The sequence below is a fragment of the Emergencia sp. 1XD21-10 genome (genome assembly GCF_009936045.1).
Taxonomy (GTDB): domain Bacteria; phylum Bacillota; class Clostridia; order Peptostreptococcales; family Anaerovoracaceae; genus Senimuribacter; species Senimuribacter intestinalis.
Window position 1 is genome coordinate 232,169 of the sequence record NZ_QWEQ01000002.1, and the last position, 16,323, is coordinate 248,491.

At 43.2% G+C, this 16,323-nt stretch carries 15 protein-coding genes; 2 read left to right on the forward strand and 13 right to left on the reverse strand.

The window, feature by feature from the left end; genetic code table 11:
* Positions 1-2: 2 nt before the first annotated feature.
* The 9 genes from D1151_RS01210 to D1151_RS01250 form a co-directional block, all read right to left on the reverse strand.
* The gene (locus tag D1151_RS01210; RefSeq protein ID WP_161907643.1) at positions 3-878 is read right to left on the reverse strand and encodes a YitT family protein; all 876 of its coding nucleotides are present in this window, start codon (positions 876-878) and stop codon (positions 3-5) included.
* Positions 847-2,202: a site-specific DNA-methyltransferase gene (locus tag D1151_RS01215; protein WP_161907644.1), complete on the reverse strand. Its 1,356-nt coding sequence runs from the start codon at positions 2,200-2,202 to the stop codon at positions 847-849. Before D1151_RS01215 ends, D1151_RS01210 begins: the two co-directional genes overlap by 32 nt.
* On the reverse strand, positions 2,132-3,985 hold the full coding sequence (locus D1151_RS01220) for a YgiQ family radical SAM protein (RefSeq protein ID WP_161907645.1): 1,854 nt from the start codon (positions 3,983-3,985) through the stop codon (positions 2,132-2,134). The genes D1151_RS01215 and D1151_RS01220 overlap by 71 nt, the downstream gene beginning before the upstream one ends.
* Positions 3,948-4,607, reverse strand: a complete 660-nt coding sequence (locus D1151_RS01225) for a CoA pyrophosphatase (protein WP_161907646.1) — start codon at positions 4,605-4,607, stop codon at positions 3,948-3,950. Before D1151_RS01225 ends, D1151_RS01220 begins: the two co-directional genes overlap by 38 nt.
* A gap of 53 nt (positions 4,608-4,660) precedes the next feature.
* Positions 4,661-5,083, reverse strand: coding sequence for a hypothetical protein (locus D1151_RS01230; protein ID WP_160203221.1), 423 nt, complete (start codon positions 5,081-5,083; stop codon positions 4,661-4,663).
* A 149-nt stretch (positions 5,084-5,232) separates the two neighbouring features.
* Positions 5,233-5,967: a LytTR family DNA-binding domain-containing protein gene (locus D1151_RS01235; protein ID WP_161907647.1), complete on the reverse strand. Its 735-nt coding sequence runs from the start codon at positions 5,965-5,967 to the stop codon at positions 5,233-5,235.
* A gap of 576 nt (positions 5,968-6,543) precedes the next feature.
* Positions 6,544-6,699, reverse strand: a complete 156-nt coding sequence (locus D1151_RS01240; protein WP_161907648.1) for a hypothetical protein — start codon at positions 6,697-6,699, stop codon at positions 6,544-6,546.
* A gap of 377 nt (positions 6,700-7,076) precedes the next feature.
* A complete protein-coding gene (ileS, locus tag D1151_RS01245; protein ID WP_161907649.1) occupies positions 7,077-10,196 on the reverse strand; it encodes an isoleucine--tRNA ligase in 3,120 nt (1,039 codons plus the stop codon).
* Positions 10,197-10,919: 723 nt separating this feature from the next.
* Complete coding sequence (locus tag D1151_RS01250) at positions 10,920-12,059, reverse strand: MFS transporter (protein WP_161907650.1); 1,140 nt, start codon at positions 12,057-12,059, stop codon at positions 10,920-10,922.
* 99 nt (positions 12,060-12,158) lie between these two features.
* On the opposite strand from D1151_RS01250, the gene D1151_RS01255 reads away from it, so the two are divergent.
* Together D1151_RS01255 and D1151_RS01260 are read left to right on the forward strand one after the other, a co-directional pair.
* Positions 12,159-12,821, forward strand: coding sequence for a DUF421 domain-containing protein (locus D1151_RS01255; protein ID WP_160203085.1), 663 nt, complete (start codon positions 12,159-12,161; stop codon positions 12,819-12,821).
* Between the two features lies 1 nt (position 12,822).
* Positions 12,823-13,206, forward strand: coding sequence for a DUF4363 family protein (locus tag D1151_RS01260; protein ID WP_160203084.1), 384 nt, complete (start codon positions 12,823-12,825; stop codon positions 13,204-13,206).
* A 64-nt stretch (positions 13,207-13,270) separates the two neighbouring features.
* Here D1151_RS01260 and D1151_RS01265 read toward each other — a convergent pair whose 3' ends face one another.
* From D1151_RS01265 to D1151_RS01280, 4 genes are all read right to left on the reverse strand, one after another.
* Positions 13,271-13,516 carry an RNA-binding S4 domain-containing protein gene (locus D1151_RS01265; RefSeq protein WP_160203083.1) on the reverse strand — a complete coding sequence of 82 codons (246 nt, stop codon included), beginning with the start codon at positions 13,514-13,516 and terminating at the stop codon, positions 13,271-13,273.
* Positions 13,517-13,585: 69 nt separating this feature from the next.
* Positions 13,586-13,864, reverse strand: coding sequence for an HU family DNA-binding protein (locus tag D1151_RS01270; RefSeq protein WP_160203082.1), 279 nt, complete (start codon positions 13,862-13,864; stop codon positions 13,586-13,588).
* A 39-nt stretch (positions 13,865-13,903) separates the two neighbouring features.
* Positions 13,904-14,713 carry a nucleoside triphosphate pyrophosphohydrolase gene (gene mazG, locus D1151_RS01275; RefSeq protein WP_161907651.1) on the reverse strand — a complete coding sequence of 270 codons (810 nt, stop codon included), beginning with the start codon at positions 14,711-14,713 and terminating at the stop codon, positions 13,904-13,906.
* Positions 14,714-14,715: 2 nt separating this feature from the next.
* The gene (locus tag D1151_RS01280; RefSeq protein WP_161907652.1) at positions 14,716-16,317 is read right to left on the reverse strand and encodes a polysaccharide biosynthesis protein; all 1,602 of its coding nucleotides are present in this window, start codon (positions 16,315-16,317) and stop codon (positions 14,716-14,718) included.
* Positions 16,318-16,323 lie beyond the last annotated feature (6 nt).

Consider the following 16,323-nt stretch of genomic DNA (forward strand, 5'->3'; position numbering starts at 1 on the left):
TCCTAGTCCTTATTAATCTCTGTAAAGCCTTTTCCGCTGCCCCAAACGGTTTCCACATGAAGCACGGTGACAAATGCCGCTGGATCCACAGAGGCTAAAAATCGTTTAAGCAGCATACTTTCTCGCGGAGAACACAATACAACCAACTCTTTCTTTGCTTTTCCAGTAAATTCGCCTACTGCGGTTCTGCTGGAAACACCACGATTCAGCTCTTTCATTACAAACTCAATAGTCTGTGCCGATTTTTCTGTTAGAATATTGACCTGTACAATCTTCGTCTCAAAACCATAGATGATAAAATCTACTAATTTAGAGGCAATGAACTGAGTTACCAGTGCATAAAGCGCAATATTGCGTCCAAAAATAAAAGCAGAAACTATAATAATTGCAGCGTCCAGTGCTAGAAGGATTTTACTTAAATCCACTTGCGGCATCAGTTTTTTCTTCAAAATTGTAGCGATAGATTCTGTACCGCAAAAAGCATAGCCTCGCCAAAAGACAATACCATTGCAGACGCCGGAAAACACCCCGCAGAAAATAGCTGCCAAAATAATATCCTTTTCCTCCAGCAGCTGAAAATCAAAAAGCTCCATGACAAACATCACAGCAGGATACAAAATAGTTACTGCAAGAACCTTCTTTGCCTCCTGAAGACCCAAGGTCACCAGCACTACAATCAGAATCAGAAATGCGCCCGCATAGTACGCCAGCGAAAAATTGATGTCTACATAATTTTGTAGAATCCGCACAAGACCCGTCAGACCTCCGCTGGTCAGTCCATTTGGAATCATCACAGCTGTTGTTGCAAAAGCGCCGACTGCACATGCAATCAGGAGAAATATAAAATTAATCAGTTTTTCTTTTACTGTTTCCTTCATATAAAAACCTCTCGAAAGTAGTATTGCCCAAAATATCTACTACTTTAACACTAATATGACTTCCCAGTGCGGTAATTTGTTCGCAGGTCGTCTCCAAACGCCCCTTTTCTCTGACAAAAACTGCCTGGGGTCTGTGCACGCCGTCATCTGGATTATAAGCAAAGTCCACGCTCCAACTATCAACCATTTGCAGCGAATCCTCTGCCAATATCTTTTCAAGATTTGCCCGCGCCTTGTCTTCTACGACACCACTTAGCTTCCGTTCCTTTAATGAAATCAAACTGATGCACTGCCGCACCTTATCATCGGGAAGAAACTCCCTCTTCAAATTTAGCTGTACAGCCATATTTGATCCTTTAGCGGAAGCATTTCCTGCAAGACGGTAAACCTGAAAAGACGCCTCTTGCTCTATAAGACGATGGATCGTACTTTCACACGCTAAAGATCCCAGATCACACCCGATAAAACGTCTGCCCATCTTTTCTGCCACTGACGGAAGTGTCCCGCTGCCGCAGAAAAAATCCGCACACAGATCGCCTTTACGAGTGCAGCTTTCAATCATTCGCTGAATCAGCTGTTCCGGTTTTTGGGTCGCATAACCAGTCCTCTCTTTGGACGTCCTTCCTACCATGTCAATGTTCCAGACGTCTTTCATGTTGACCATAGTATACCACCCTAGATCATCTTCATACTCTCTGACACCTTTAAAACGATATGGTTTGTAGCCTCTGTTATAAGACTTTTCCTGCAATGGATAAAATTGATATCTACGGCTCTTTGCATAAACTAAAATCGTATCGTGCTTCCTAGAAAAATGCTTTTTACTGGTGCCTCCCGACTTGTAGTTCCAAATAATCTCATTGACAAAATTCTTTTCGCCGAAGATCTCATCCATAAGAATCTTGGCATAATGCACTACATGCCAATCAAGATGCAGCCACAAAAGCCCTGTATCTGCCAGAAGATCCCGCATCAAATAAAGTCTTGCCGTCAACATTTTCAAATAAGCAGAAATCCCCTGCTCCCACTTGTCATCGTAAGCATGATACTTGATGTTTTCATCGCCCGCTTTTATCACAGCATCATAATTTGACTTGGAATAAAAAGGAGGATCGATATAGATCATCTGCACTTTACCTGCCATCTCCTTCTGCAGAAGAAGGGATTTCATCACAGTCATATTATCCCCACAGCAGATAAGGCTTTCCATATCACTATGACTTCCGCAAACCTCTTCAGTCAAAACAAGCGGCTTATCTTCTGCCTTTTGATACGCCTTTTCGCCCTCTGCCATGATCTTTGTGAACTCTTTGATCAGACTCATATTTTCTGCCTCTGCCTCCCAAAAGCACACCGACCAGATCTTCCCGTCCGGCTTTTTTCAGTGCTTTCATTACTATGCCTCTATTCTCCGGTTTATGATAATGAATCAGCGCCCGCTGCATTTTCTTCTCTTCTAAATCCTTTGCAACGTAGACAGGCTCCATCGTAAAAGGATCCATCTCTGTATAATACATGCAGGTTGCCAAAGTCGCAGGCGTCGGATAAAAGTCCTGCACCTGATCCGGTACAAACCCGTATTCCTTTAAAAACAGCGCCAGTTCCACCGCATCATCAAGGGTACTTCCTGGATGAGAACTGATCAGATAAGGAATCAGATACTGCTTTAGACCCAGCTGCTGATTGATTCTGCGGTACTTGTCCGCAAAAGCGATAAAAACCTCTTTTGCCGGTTTTCTCATATGGTAAAGCACTCTTTCTGTGATATGCTCCGGCGCTACCTTCAGCGTGCCGCTGACATGATATTTGCACAACTCCCGCAAGAAAGCATCGTCCTTATCTGCCATCACATAGTCATAACGGATTCCGGAACGGATGAAGACTTTCTTAACGCCAGGAATTTGGCGAATTTCTCGCAGCACCGCTAGATACTCTTTATGATCTACTTCCATATTTTTGCAAGGTCTCGGATACAAGCAGTCCTTGTCCTTGCATACGCCATATTCCAGCTGCTTCTTGCACGCCGGATATCGGAAATTGGCCGTGGGTCCGCCCACATCGTGAATATATCCCTTAAAGTCTGGCTTTTGCGTCAGTGCCCTTGCTTCCGCTACAAGGGATTCCTTACTCCTGCTTCTTACCTGTCTGCCCTGATGATACGTAAGCGCACAGAAACTGCAGCCGCCAAAGCATCCTCTTGCCGAAACCAGACTGAACTTAATCTCGGAAAAAGCGGGAATCCCGCCTGCCGCTTCATAGATAGGATGAATTTCATTTTCGTAAGGCAGTTCGTATACATCGTCGAGTTCCTGTCTGCTAAGAGGCGGTTGCGGTTTGTTCTGTATCACATACAGAGAATCCGCATACTTCTCGACAAGTCGCTTTCCATTGATATTATCGTTGTTTCTGTAAGCCATGGCAAAGCTCCTGCAGTAAGCTTCCTTTGATCCCGTGATTTCCTCATAGGAAGGAAGTACCGCCGTATCCTCATCCTGCTCAAAGGATTTCGCCTTATAACAGGTGCCCTCGATCCATGTAATATCTTTGACATCAATCCCCGCTTCCAGCGCTTCTGCAATCGCAACTACGGCACGCTCGCCCATGCCGTAAATCAAAAGATCTGCCTTTGCATCCAGCAAGATAGACCTGCGAACTTTGTCGCTCCAATAATCGTAATGTCCCAGGCGGCGCAGACTGGCTTCGATGCCACCGATGATGACCGGCACATCTTTGTATGCCTCTCTTGCCCTATTGCTGTAAACGATCACAGCCCGGTCAGGTCTGTTACCGCTAATACCGCCCGGCGAATACTCATCGACCTTCCGTTTTCGCTTAAAGACAGAATAATTGTTCACCATAGAATCTACAACACCGCCGTTGATTAAAAATCCCAGACGAGGTCTTCCGAAACGCCTAAAATCCTCAGCGCTTTTATAATCCGGCTGAGGCAAAATCGCCACCTTATACCCATGACTTTCTAAAAGACGACCGATGATTGCAGTTCCAAACGAATGATGATCCACATAAGCATCTCCGCTGACCAGAACAAAGTCTACCTGGCTCCAGCCTCTATCCTCTATCTCTTTTTTCGTAACTGGTAAAAACATACTCCGTCCTCACTGTTTCAATAATATCTCCTGTAATTCTGGCAGTCAATCCCCAGATTACTCTGCCGTCAATATCATAGATTGGAATATCCCAGCGCCCTACACGCCATGAGTAATCTCTGCCTATGCCTATCTGCTCATAAGGAAAATCCTCGTCGATGGCAGTATAAACCTTCTCGGAAAAAACCTTAGGCTGAATGCGTTCAAGGTCCGATACGCGAACCAAAAAAATTTCTTCCACCTCATCCTTCTGCAGTTTTGCACATAGATAATCTGCATACTGCACAACGCCTAAATAAGTATACAGCGTGTAGTTGGCATAACCGTAAAGTATGTTTCCCGGTCCAATAAGCGTGACCTTGTCCTTGGGAATACCGATTTCCTCAAAGGTTTCCCGAAGCGCACAGTCCTTTGGATTTTCTCCATCTTCCACGTGCCCGCCGGGGAAACAAATCTCACCAGGCTGTGATGCCATGTTCTTTGCTCGCACCTCGTAAAGGATGTAAAGCTGTCCATCTTTTTCTACAAAAGGAACCAGCACTGAGAAATATCGATGATCGCCAATAGCAGCAGGCTTTCTTCGTTCAAAAGTTTTCTTGACGTCAGTCAATGTCAACTGCATTTCATACCCCCATGAAAAAAATAAGGGCGGATAACCGCCCTTTCTTTGAGAAATTAGTTAAGAATCTCGTATTCTGAGAAGTCTACGCCGATCATCTCTTCCTTTTCGGCACTGAGGCTCACTACAAAGTTCATGCCGTAATTCTTGGAAATGTTCTTCAGTCTGGTTAAGAACTCAGGAATATCTCCCAGGGAGAAGTCTGCATGCTTCAGAATGCTATCGATGAAAATAGTCTCGATATCGTGGTCAGAGCTGATGATTCCATAGATGAAACCTATGTACTCGTCACAGTTAGTAATATGCTCATATTCTTCCATGCATACAACTCTGATTCTATATTTCAAATCGTACATTAATCTTGAATTCTTATTGATAAAGATAATGCTTCCGTTGCTGTTCTCAATCTGTTCGTTAGCAAGATCAATCATCTGCTTCGTCTTGCCTGTTCCTTTATGTCCAATTAATAATTTAACCATTATTATTGTCCTCCCGTTCTTTTGTTATTAGTGTTATTATACACTACCAGCGCAGTACATTCAATGTTTTTTTTAACGAAAAACACGTCGTAAAAATGTATTCAATAAATCCAATGGTAAAATGATAGCTCTGGTCATGGTAAACTCCCTTAGATATATTTCTGCGTTCTCATGCAATAAGCGGTATACTTTTCTAAGCACTCTTTTCTTCTGCGGCGGCTGATAAGCAGCACCTTATCACTAGGCTTGCCGCCCGACTTTTCCGGTACGTTCTTCAGGAGAATTCTGTCATCGTAAAAACTGCTGATATGCTTGCAGTTGACAATCTGTCCTCTGCTGATGCAGATAAATCCAAGCGGCTCCAGCTTCGCTGCAAGCGCCCCAACCTTCTGCTTGCCAATATTCTTGACTCTTCCATCTCTTAGGTGTGCGTCAGCATAGCCCGTATCAGCTTCAATCCAAACGATTTCGTCCAAACAACCGCTGCTGCCGTCCGGATAAGTAAAAGACTTGTTCGCAAAAATCAAATTAACGCCCGTATCCAAAAACCCTGCCAAATCATCGTACTGCGGTGGTTTAGATACAAAACCGATTACATTGACATTAAACGCTCTGAGGACATTGTACATATGACTGGTCGCAAAAATAATCAGTGGTCCCGCACCTCGTCTGGCTAATTGGTTCTTGATATCAATACCGTTTATGGCGCCCATCTCTATATCAAGAATCAGAATATCCGCATCCAGTGGCTCTGCGAGAACATCCTGCGGATGGGTGGTCGTTTCAAGTTCCGCCTCGATATCATTCTCCCGCAAATAGCGTTCGCATAATTTTTTTAATTCCTGAATATCACTAATCTGGTCATCACAAATGATAATTTTCATAGGTAACCCCCAAAGACATTACATATTACAATATCATTTTACCATAAAAGCAAATATCAGAAAAGTATCTTTTCGCTTTTATTATACAATATGACAAATCCCCCTACAACCAAAAAGAAATAAGCGGTCAAAAAAAGAAATAAGCGGTCAAAATATAGTCTCCGTTACCTCATAATTTGTTTCTTCATCAACACTAATTCAAATGAGATGAAAAAACACAGCAATACTTACAAGTAACATCGGTGTCCCCACAATAAACCAAAAATAATCAACATACTTTCCGAACCTACTGCCCCAGCTCTTTGTTTTATACCTATAAATCATGCTGCTCAAAAGCATACACTGAGTAATCATACATAGTAATAATGTAAAATTTATTTTCTCCATCTGATTTCTTTTTTCTCTTCTCAAATTTTATATTTAATGCTGTAAAAAGCTAAACGCTCTGCCCTTTACAATTATGTTGCTTGCCTTCTACCCATCTTCACTATATCCGGTACAAATTAATTTAACAAGACATGTTACCTCGTGTTAACCGTTATATAAATATAGACTTCAAAAATCCCAGCATCGTAATTATAAAAAGAGGGATACCGATAAAAACGCCCAAATAATCCACATACTTTTGCAACGGTTCTTCCCAATATTTTCTATTATAACCACGCCAGGCACTCCGTACCAGCCAGAATTGTCACCCAGGCAAAGCAGTAATGTAATACTGATATCCGACATTATGTCTCTCCTGATTATTTTATTAAAGTTAAAAGAAGTGAAGATTTAAAAATACTTTTGGAAATTGTCTTCAAAATTCATTTTTCTTTGGATAGTGGAAGATATCAGATGTCGAACCTCTGATATCTCCCGATGCAATATGATTAAGAGTCTAATCCCTCCCCCTTGACTAAAGCCTACCATTTTCGCTGTCAAAATACAATAACTTTCGGAAAACTGGTCATTTTTTCGGATAAGTGGTCGTTTTTTACATATAATTACAGTAATGTATGTGAATTTTATTTAATTTTTCCATTTATAAAGTTTTCTTAACGGAAAAAACTATGAAAAAGGACTTTACATGAAATCCATGCAAAGTCCTTTTATCTCATATTTGATTATACTCTTTCCACTCCGATACCGGTCTTATGTCCGTTAAGGTCATAAGTTTCCAGTCCGGAAGCCTCTTCAATGGAAGTTGCCAGAGTTTCCTTCTTGATATAGTCGCCGAAAGTATCCACTGCAGCTTTCACATCTGCGTCTGCTTCCACGAAAATCTTGATGTTATCCATCATCTCGTAGTCGTTTGCTTTACGCATCTGCTGTACCTTGGAAACCAGCTCTCTTGCAAGACCTTCCGCAGCAAGCTCAGGTGTCACGGTCGTGTCAAGAATGGTGAACACGTTGTTTTCCATAGCTACCGCAAAACCTTCTTTAGCATTGATGCGGACATCTACGAAGTCCTTCTTTATTTCAACTTCTTCACCGTCTAAGTTCAGCGTCATAGCGCCTGCTTCCAGACGAGCTACCACATCAGCAGCGTTTTCCTTTGCAAGAGCCGCGCCAAAGGCTTTGATATTCTTACCTAGAACCGGTCCTGCCACCTTGAAGTTCGGCTTTAAGGAGAAGTTCATATACTGGTCAAGCTCCTCTGCAAAGACAACTTCCTTGACATTGAGTTCTTCCATAATCAGCGGCGTCAAGTCCTCGATTACCGCCTGATACTTACCATCTACCAGAATTTCAGAAAGCGGCTGTCTTACCTTGATTCTTTCCTTTTCTCTGGTTCCTCTGCCCAGAGTAACTAAGGTTCTGACAAGATCCATTCTCTCCTCTACCTTTTTGTCGATGAGGCTTTCGTCTGCCTTCGGGAAGTATGCCACATGAACAGTTTCCTCACCGGTCAGATTGGTATAGATTTCGTCAGACAGGAACGGTGCAATCGGTGCAATTAGCTTAGCTGTGCCTACCAGCACTTCGTAAGTAGTCGCATATACGCTCTTCTTGTCTTCAGTCATTTCCTCCGCATAGAATCTTCTTCTTGCGCGTCTGATGTACCAGTTGGACAAGTCCTCAGCAACAAAGTCTGTAATTGCACGAACAGTCTTCATATGGTCGTAGCTGTCCATATATTCTGTTACATCTTTTACCAGCTGATTATATTTGGAAAGAATCCATCTGTCCAGTTCAGGTCTCTTGTCATAATCTACTGTCAATGCCGCAGCATCCACATCGTCCTGATTGGAATACAGTACGAAGAAGTTATATACGTTCTTCAAAGTGCCAAAGAACTTGCTCACGACATCGATGAGTCCATCCTCGTCAAACTTGGTCGGTGTCCACGCCGGTGATACAGAAAGCAGATACCATCTGGTCGCATCTGCACCGTATTTGTCGAAGAGCTCAAACGGAGAAACGGTGTTTCCTCTGGACTTGCTCATCTTCTTTCCTTCTTTATCCAAAATCAGGTCGTTTACCAGTACATTTCTATACGGCGCCTTGCCCATGATAAAGGTGGAAATTGCCATCAGGGAATAGAACCATCCTCTGGTCTGGTCGATACCCTCGCAGATGAAGTCCGCCGGGAATAGCTTTTCCTCAAATATTTCTTTGTTTTCAAACGGATAGTGCCACTGTGCAAACGGCATAGCGCCGGAATCGAACCAGCAGTCCATAACCTCCGGAACTCTGCTCATCGGCTTGCCACAGTGCGGGCACGTGATGTGCACGTCATCCACATACGGTCTGTGCAACTCTATGGAAGTATCGATATCCTCGATAGCTTTTTCTACCAGCTCTTCACGGCTTCCGATACATTCCAGATGACCGCATTCACATCTCCAGATCGGAATCGGTGTTCCCCAGTATCTGGAACGGGAAATTGCCCAGTCCTTTACATCTGCCAGCCAGTTGCCAAAACGCTTCTCGCCGACAAATTCAGGGAACCAGTTTACAGTGTTGTTATTAGCAACAAGCTGATCCTTCAGCTTGCTCATTTGGATATACCAGCTTGGTTTTGCATAGTAAACAAGCGGTGTACCGCAGCGCCAGCAGTGCGGATAGTTGTGCGCCAGCTTTTCCTTGGAGAAAATTTTGTTCTCTCCTGCCAGATACTTGATGATATCCACATCAAGACCTTCTTCCATAACAAAGCGTCCCGCCCATGGCGTTTCTGTATAGCAGCCTCGTTCGTCTACAGGCTGCAGCATTGGCAGGTTGTATTTGCGTCCGCACTGATAGTCGTCTTCACCAAATGCTGGTGCAGTATGCACGATACCTGTACCATCTTCTACGGAAACGTAATCCATGCAGGTTAGGAAGAATGCTTTCTTGCCGCCTTCCGGCTTTACAAATGGCATCAGCTGTTCGTATTCGATGTATTCCAGGTCAGCGCCCTTCATTTCTTCCAAAATTTCGTATTTGCCTTCGCCCAGCACTTTGTTCGCAAGCGCCTTCGCAACATAGAAGATATTGCCCTCTTCATCGCCCTCTGTCATCTTTGCTTTGATATAGTCGATGTCAGGACCTACGGTCAGAACAGTATTGGAAGCCAGTGTCCAAGGGGTTGTGGTCCATGCCAGAAAATATTCGTTTTCGGCATCTTTACGCTTGAACTTGCAGACCAGCGTGTTGACCTTGACTTCTTTATAGCCTTGCGCTACTTCGTGGGAAGCAAGACCGGTTCCGCATCTCGGGCAGTACGGCAGAATCTTGTGACCTTCGTAAATCAGTCCTGCCTTGAAAAACTCTTTCAGAATCCACCAGCCGGATTCGATATAGTTATTGTCTAAAGTGATATACGGATTGTCTAAATCTACCAGATAACCCATTCTCTCTGTCATCTCTCTCCACATGTCTGTGTAAGTGAAAACAGATTCTTTACACTTCTGGTTAAATTCCTTGATACCATATTTTTCGATGTCCTGTTTGCCGCTCATGCCCAGCTGCTTTTCGACTTCGATTTCTACCGGCAGACCGTGGGTATCCCAGCCTGCTTTTCTGTTGACCTGATAGCCTTGCATAGTCTTATAACGGCAGATAGAATCCTTCAAAGTTCTTGCCATCACATGGTGAATGCCCGGCTTTCCATTTGCAGTCGGAGGACCTTCAAAGAATACGAACTTCTCGCCGTCTTCTCTGGCGCTGACACACTTGTGCAGCAGATCTTCTTTCTTCCATTTCTCGACCTGTTCGTTCTGTACCTGTGCTACAGGCTTATCCGATAATTTCTTGAACATGTATCTCTACTTCCTTTCTGTTTTTTCGAGTTCGGGGTATTCTACAATAAAAAAATCCCCAACCGAAAATATGATTTCCGATTAGGGACGATTCAATTCTAAACCGCGGTACCACCCTAATTGCTAAACCTCGGACGCTTGCATAAATCCATATGCGCCTTAAGGCTGCCTCTCATTAGTGCGCAGGCTCCGGAGTGATATTCGCAAAATCGCAGCTTCACCGATCATCTCTCAGCAAACGATGACCTCTCTGTAAGGGTATTACGCCGGGCTACTGGTTCCTTCAACGCCTGATATAAAGTTTTACTTACGTACCCAATATTTTAGCATTGTTTCGGCTTGTTTGCAAGCAAAATCTTTGCTGACATTTCGTATTTCACTTTACAGAAAAAAGCAAAATTCGATTAAAAAAATGCAAAGTTCAATCTTTTGATATTACTACAAACTAAATTTTCTTATCTTTAAGCAGAAATTTGCGCAAAAACTAGCAGTATGCATGTACATATTTTTAAGATTCTACAAAAGATCCTCTATTTTTTCTTAGATACTAATCCGGGTTGCATTTATCACCCAACAGCACCTGCTGGTTTTCCTTTTTTTGATGTAATAAAGGGTAAAGTTCTGCAATGAAAAAATTCATTTCGGCATTCAAACTGAAGTCAGCACTTATATGACAGCAAAAATTCCATTTTACATCTCTGCCCTTGACCGAATTGCTATATCTCACCTCTTGCTATGCAGCCCGAATGCAATATAAAGCACAACACCTATCACATTCATGCCACTAAACAGTGCATACACGCCAGTCGCGCCAAAGAAGTCCATTGCTACCCCTCCAAAGAAATTGCACAAAATCGTACCGCCATTGGAACTGACTGCATAAAAGGCTGCTACTGTCAGCGCAATGAGGCGAAAAGCCACTGTCTCCGATAGATACTTAACGTATTCAGTCAGCAGAATCCCATTTACCATGCCTTGCAAGAAAAAAGTAGCTAGCAGAAATATATCAGAAGGTCCCAGTGCATAAAGCCCAAAACGCACTGCAGACAGCACCATAGCAAAGGCTATGGTTTTCTCTCTTGAAAATTTTGCGCAAAGCTTTGGCGCCAGCGCCATAAACGGCGCCTCACTTCCTACCATGAGAAGAAAAGCAGTTCCTACGCCTGCTACGCTGCCGCCGCCTTCTGTAAAAAGAAAGCTAAAATAAGTATTGTTTGCCACATTAGTGCCCATGACGAAAATGCCACAAAGAATCAGCTGCAGCGCCCGCTTTTCCTTCAGAAGTTCCTTATAACGGATTCTTTTTCCATTACAGGCAGCGCTTGCAGCAGCGTCCTCATCACGCTGCACAGTCATAATGGTAAATGCCGCCAGTCCAAAAGCGACCGCATTGAGATAAAAAATATTTTCAAGGCCCCATGTTCCTCCGATTTTACCCCCTGCAAAAACTGCTGCTGCGTACCCAGCAGCGCCACATAGCCGAATCGCCGAAAAATGCACCTGATCCTCTTCCAATACCAGCGCATCACACAGTCCCATGACCGGTCCCTGGAAAAAATATTCCAGACCATAGGTCGCAATAAAAATCAGAAATATCGTCACAAAAGAATTACAGACAGCCATTGCACCCGCTAAAAGGCATATCAGCGCAATTACTTTTCTTCCATCGCGGCTGTTGGCATATCGATTGCCCCAAAAAGTGGACGCAAAAACAGCAATTGCTGTTGCCATGGAAGTCACCGTGCCGATTTGCGTTCCGCTAAATCCAATGCTTGCCATATATTGCCCGATTAGTGGATTGATAACCCCCATAGCAGCATAGCCGAATGTATAAAATAATTTAAATTTTGTCGTCTTGTTCAAACTATTTCTTCCTTTTTTTTTAAATTTATAGTATTAAGTAGTATAGCAAATCACGCCTCGGTACACAATAGCAATATCAATTATTTGGAGGTGTATTTTTTGATTATCGTTTGTATTCGAACCTTTATTTTATACTTAGTCGTGCTTTTCACCCTGCGAGTCATGGGAAAATCCGAACTTTCAAAGATGTCGACCTTTCAGATGGTAGTTCTGTTTATGATCGCTGAACTTGCCTCTATTCCTATCGACGAGCCGTCATCTTCTCTGATCAACGGCGCTATGGCAATCTTTACACTGCTTTTCCTGCAGGTACTGCTTTCTTATATTTCTATCAAAAACGAAAAATTTAAGAATTTCATCAACGGCAGACCCAGTGTCATTATTGACAAAGGCATGATTAATGTAAAAGAGATGCAAAGGCTTCGCATTACCGTCAACGATCTGTTTGAACAGCTCCGTCTGGGCAACTGCCCTTCTATTTCAGACGTAGAATATGCCGTTATGGAATCTAACGGAGAACTTTCTATTATCGCAAAGACAGATCAGGAAAAACTACCGCTGGTACTGATTAGCGACGGCATACTTTATGAAGAAAACATGGCAAAGACTGATACCGATTACAATACCCTGCTCTGCATGCTTCAGGCAAAAGGTATTACCGATATTAGCGAAGTCTTTGTCGCCTTCTATGATGGAAAGAGCATGTTTCATGTTTATCCTATGCCGCAACACAAACAAAATTTTTCTGGCGAGGTGTACTAAAATGAGAGCACTAATCACTTCAATTATCTCTCTGGCGCTTTTAATCGGCTGCTGGGGAATCTTCTACCACTACTCCGATGAAAATCTGAATGGAATCATCACTGAATGCGAAGATGTAGTTATGGCAGCTATCCAAAACGAAAACTGGGATGAAGCCTATGATACCTTTAAAGAACAATACAAAATATGGCATGAATACCAGAACAAAGCGCTGTATTTTCTCGACACACAGCCCATCAACACCGCCGACGAAGAGTTTGCCAAAACGTTAATGTATATCAAGGCAAAAGATGTATCAAACAGCAGCGGCGAACTTCTGGCATTGACAGAGCAGCTTCGTGTACTTCACGAAAACGAAGGGCTTCATCTACGCAATATTCTATAATAAAATAGATGCACTGGAAAAGACAGGGCTTTTACAGCATACCCACCGCTGTTTCACCCTGTCTTTAGTCTTCTATGATTTCATACATATCCGCAGCATCCTCTTTGCGGCAGGATTCTGTCAGCTTCAGCACTTTTGCTGTAAGAGAGCTGTTGCCGAAAGAAATGTGAATCACATCTCCCTCCTTTACCTCTGCACCAGCTTTCACAACTTTGCCGTTCACGGATACACGTTCCTGATCGCAAGCGTCTTTTGCCACAGTTCTGCGCTTAATCAAGCGAGAGTTCTTTAAAAATTTATCGATTCTCATGAGTTTCCCTCCTATCCCAGTTTAAAAAGAAAAAAGGACAACGCAGGGTTGTCCTCTGTAAATGCTCTATTATTTGTTTACTGCGTCTTTCAGAGCCTTACCTGCTTTAAATACAGGAGCCTTGGAAGCAGCAATTTCGATTACTTCTTCCGGTTTTCTAGGATTTCTTCCCTGTCTAGCTTTTCTTTCTCTAGTCTCAAAAGTACCGAATCCGATTAACTGTACTTTATCTCCCTTAACCATTGCCTCTTCTACGCTTGCGAGGAATGCGTTAATAGCAACTTCTGCATCCTTCTTGGTAAAATTTGTCTTTTCTGCTACTGCAGCAACGAGTTCAGCCTTATTCATTCTAAAAATCCTCCTTAAAATTATAGATAAGCATTGAACTTACTCTTTCTTTGCCTCTTGCCAAAGTCTGTCCATTTCTTCTAGGCTCAGATCTGCTAAATCCAATCCTCTCTTCCGTGCAATCCTCTCCATACAGTCAAAGCGCTTGATAAACTTAACGGTAGCCTGATTCAGAGATTCCTCGGGATCGATATTTAAAAATCTGGAAGTATTGACCATCGAAAACAGCAAGTCCCCATATTCTTCAGCGATATGCGCATCATCGCACTCTCTGTAAGCTTGTACCAATTCTGCAAGCTCTTCCTGAATTTTATCAAAGGGACCTTCTGCATCGGGCCAATCAAACCCAACTTTGGCAGCCTTGCACTGAACTTTGGAACTTCTAATCAAAGCAGGTAATGCCTTAGGCACTCTTACCAGCCGATCGGTATATCTAAGTTCCTCATGCTCTCGGCTCTTCATATTCTCCCATTTTTCAAGGGCTTTGTCAATAGTTTTTGCATCATCTTCTAAAAAAATGTGCGGATGTCTGCGAATCATCTTCTCACATTCCTCATTAATGACATCTTTCAAATCAAAATGTCCTTCGTTTTCTGATAAATTGCTATGAAAAACTACCTGCAGAAGTACGTCTCCCAGTTCTTCCCTTAGATTCTCCGTGTCCTTTTCTAAAATGGCATCTACGGCTTCATAAGCCTCTTCCAGCATACATTTGGTCAGCGTTTCGTGGGTCTGTTCCCTATCCCATGGACATTCTTTTCGCAAAATCTTTACGATTTCTACAAGACGCAAAAGTGCGTCCGCCTCATTATCTTTTGTCAAATACAGTGCTTCATACTCTTTTTTCATAATTATTTTACAAACCTCTTTAAAATTTTTACAAGTTTGGTTCCGCCTGGCATTGTTTCCACTTCATCCAGAGTAATAGCTTTCAGGGTAAAGATTAAAATGACATACACCACGACGCCTACCATAATGGCAAACAGCGTCGCAATGCTATTTCCAAGAAATCCTGCTGCAAGGCGATATGCGGCAAAAGCACATACCCCCATAAGCATAGCAGCAAGACACGGGCGGATATAGGTCAGATTGTAGTTAAATTTAACGCCTGTATACTGCTTTACTGATCTGTTATTGAGGACCAACGCTACCACATAGGCAAACATGGTGCCCACAGCAGCGCCTTTGATATTGATATCATGAATCCCGACCAGAATAAAGGTCAGAATGACTTTTCCTACACAGCCTATAGCAAGATGAATCACTGGCAGCATCTGCTTTCCGATAGACTGCAGCACGCCGACAGAAGTCTGCGTAATCGCTAGGAAAATAACACTGATTGCCATAATCATCAGGGTCGGTACTGCAGCGATTGCACTGGCTTTTTGATCGGAATACAGCAAAATCATAATTGGCTCTGCTAGTGCAAAAATACCAAATGCGCAAGGAAACGCCATAATCATGGTCGTCCTGTACCCCAGCTGAATATTTTCCTGCACGCCCTGTCTGTTATGAACCTTGAACGCTGCTGCAATAGCAGGAACCAAGCTGACTGCTACAGCTTGCGTAAAGACCTGCGGAAATGCAATCAACGAATTACAAAAACCACTTAAAAGCCCATAAAGAGTCTTTGCTTCTTCGTAAGACCATCCTGTCGCCTGCAGTCTAGTCATAATAATGCCTGTGTCAATCAAAGTCATGATTGGCATGATCTCACTGCCGATTATAATTGGAATTGCAATTCCGACGATTTTACGCAGAATAACGCCAGTTTCCTCCACCTGTTTATTATTCAAGTCAATTTTTCGGTGAATGACCCTGCGATTCAGCATGTAGATAACAACGATAATGCCAAGACCTGCGATAGAGCCTGCCGATGCTCCAAAAGAAGCGCCTGCCGCAGCTTCTTTCAGCCCTGTATCCAAAAGCTTATAGGCGAGAGCCAGACCCACGATAACACGAATGAGCTGCTCCGTTATTTCAGAGATGGCAGTAGGATTCATATTCTGCCGCCCTTGAAAATATCCACGGAATGCCGAAAACATCGGCACAAAGAGCAGCGCTGGAGAAATGGCTTTTACCGCCAGCGCAGCATCTGGATTTCCAAGGGCTTTAGTGATTGCTTCTCCTCCGAAAAAGCATGCTGCAAAAGAGACGATACCGATTCCAAACAGTAAAGATGTGGCAACCTTAAATACCTTATGGGCATTTCTGTATTCCCCTACAGCAATTCGCTCCGATACCATACGTGAAATTGCCACCGGAATGCCCGCCGTAGACAACACTAAAAGCGCACCGTAAATGGTATATGCAAATCCGTAGTAGGACATGCCGTCAGCACCGATCCAATTGGTCAGAGGAATTCTAAACACCGCTCCCAGCAATTTGATGACAACACCTGCAATACCAAGCACTGCTGCGCCTTTGATAAACTTATTTCCCTTGTTTGACATAATCCC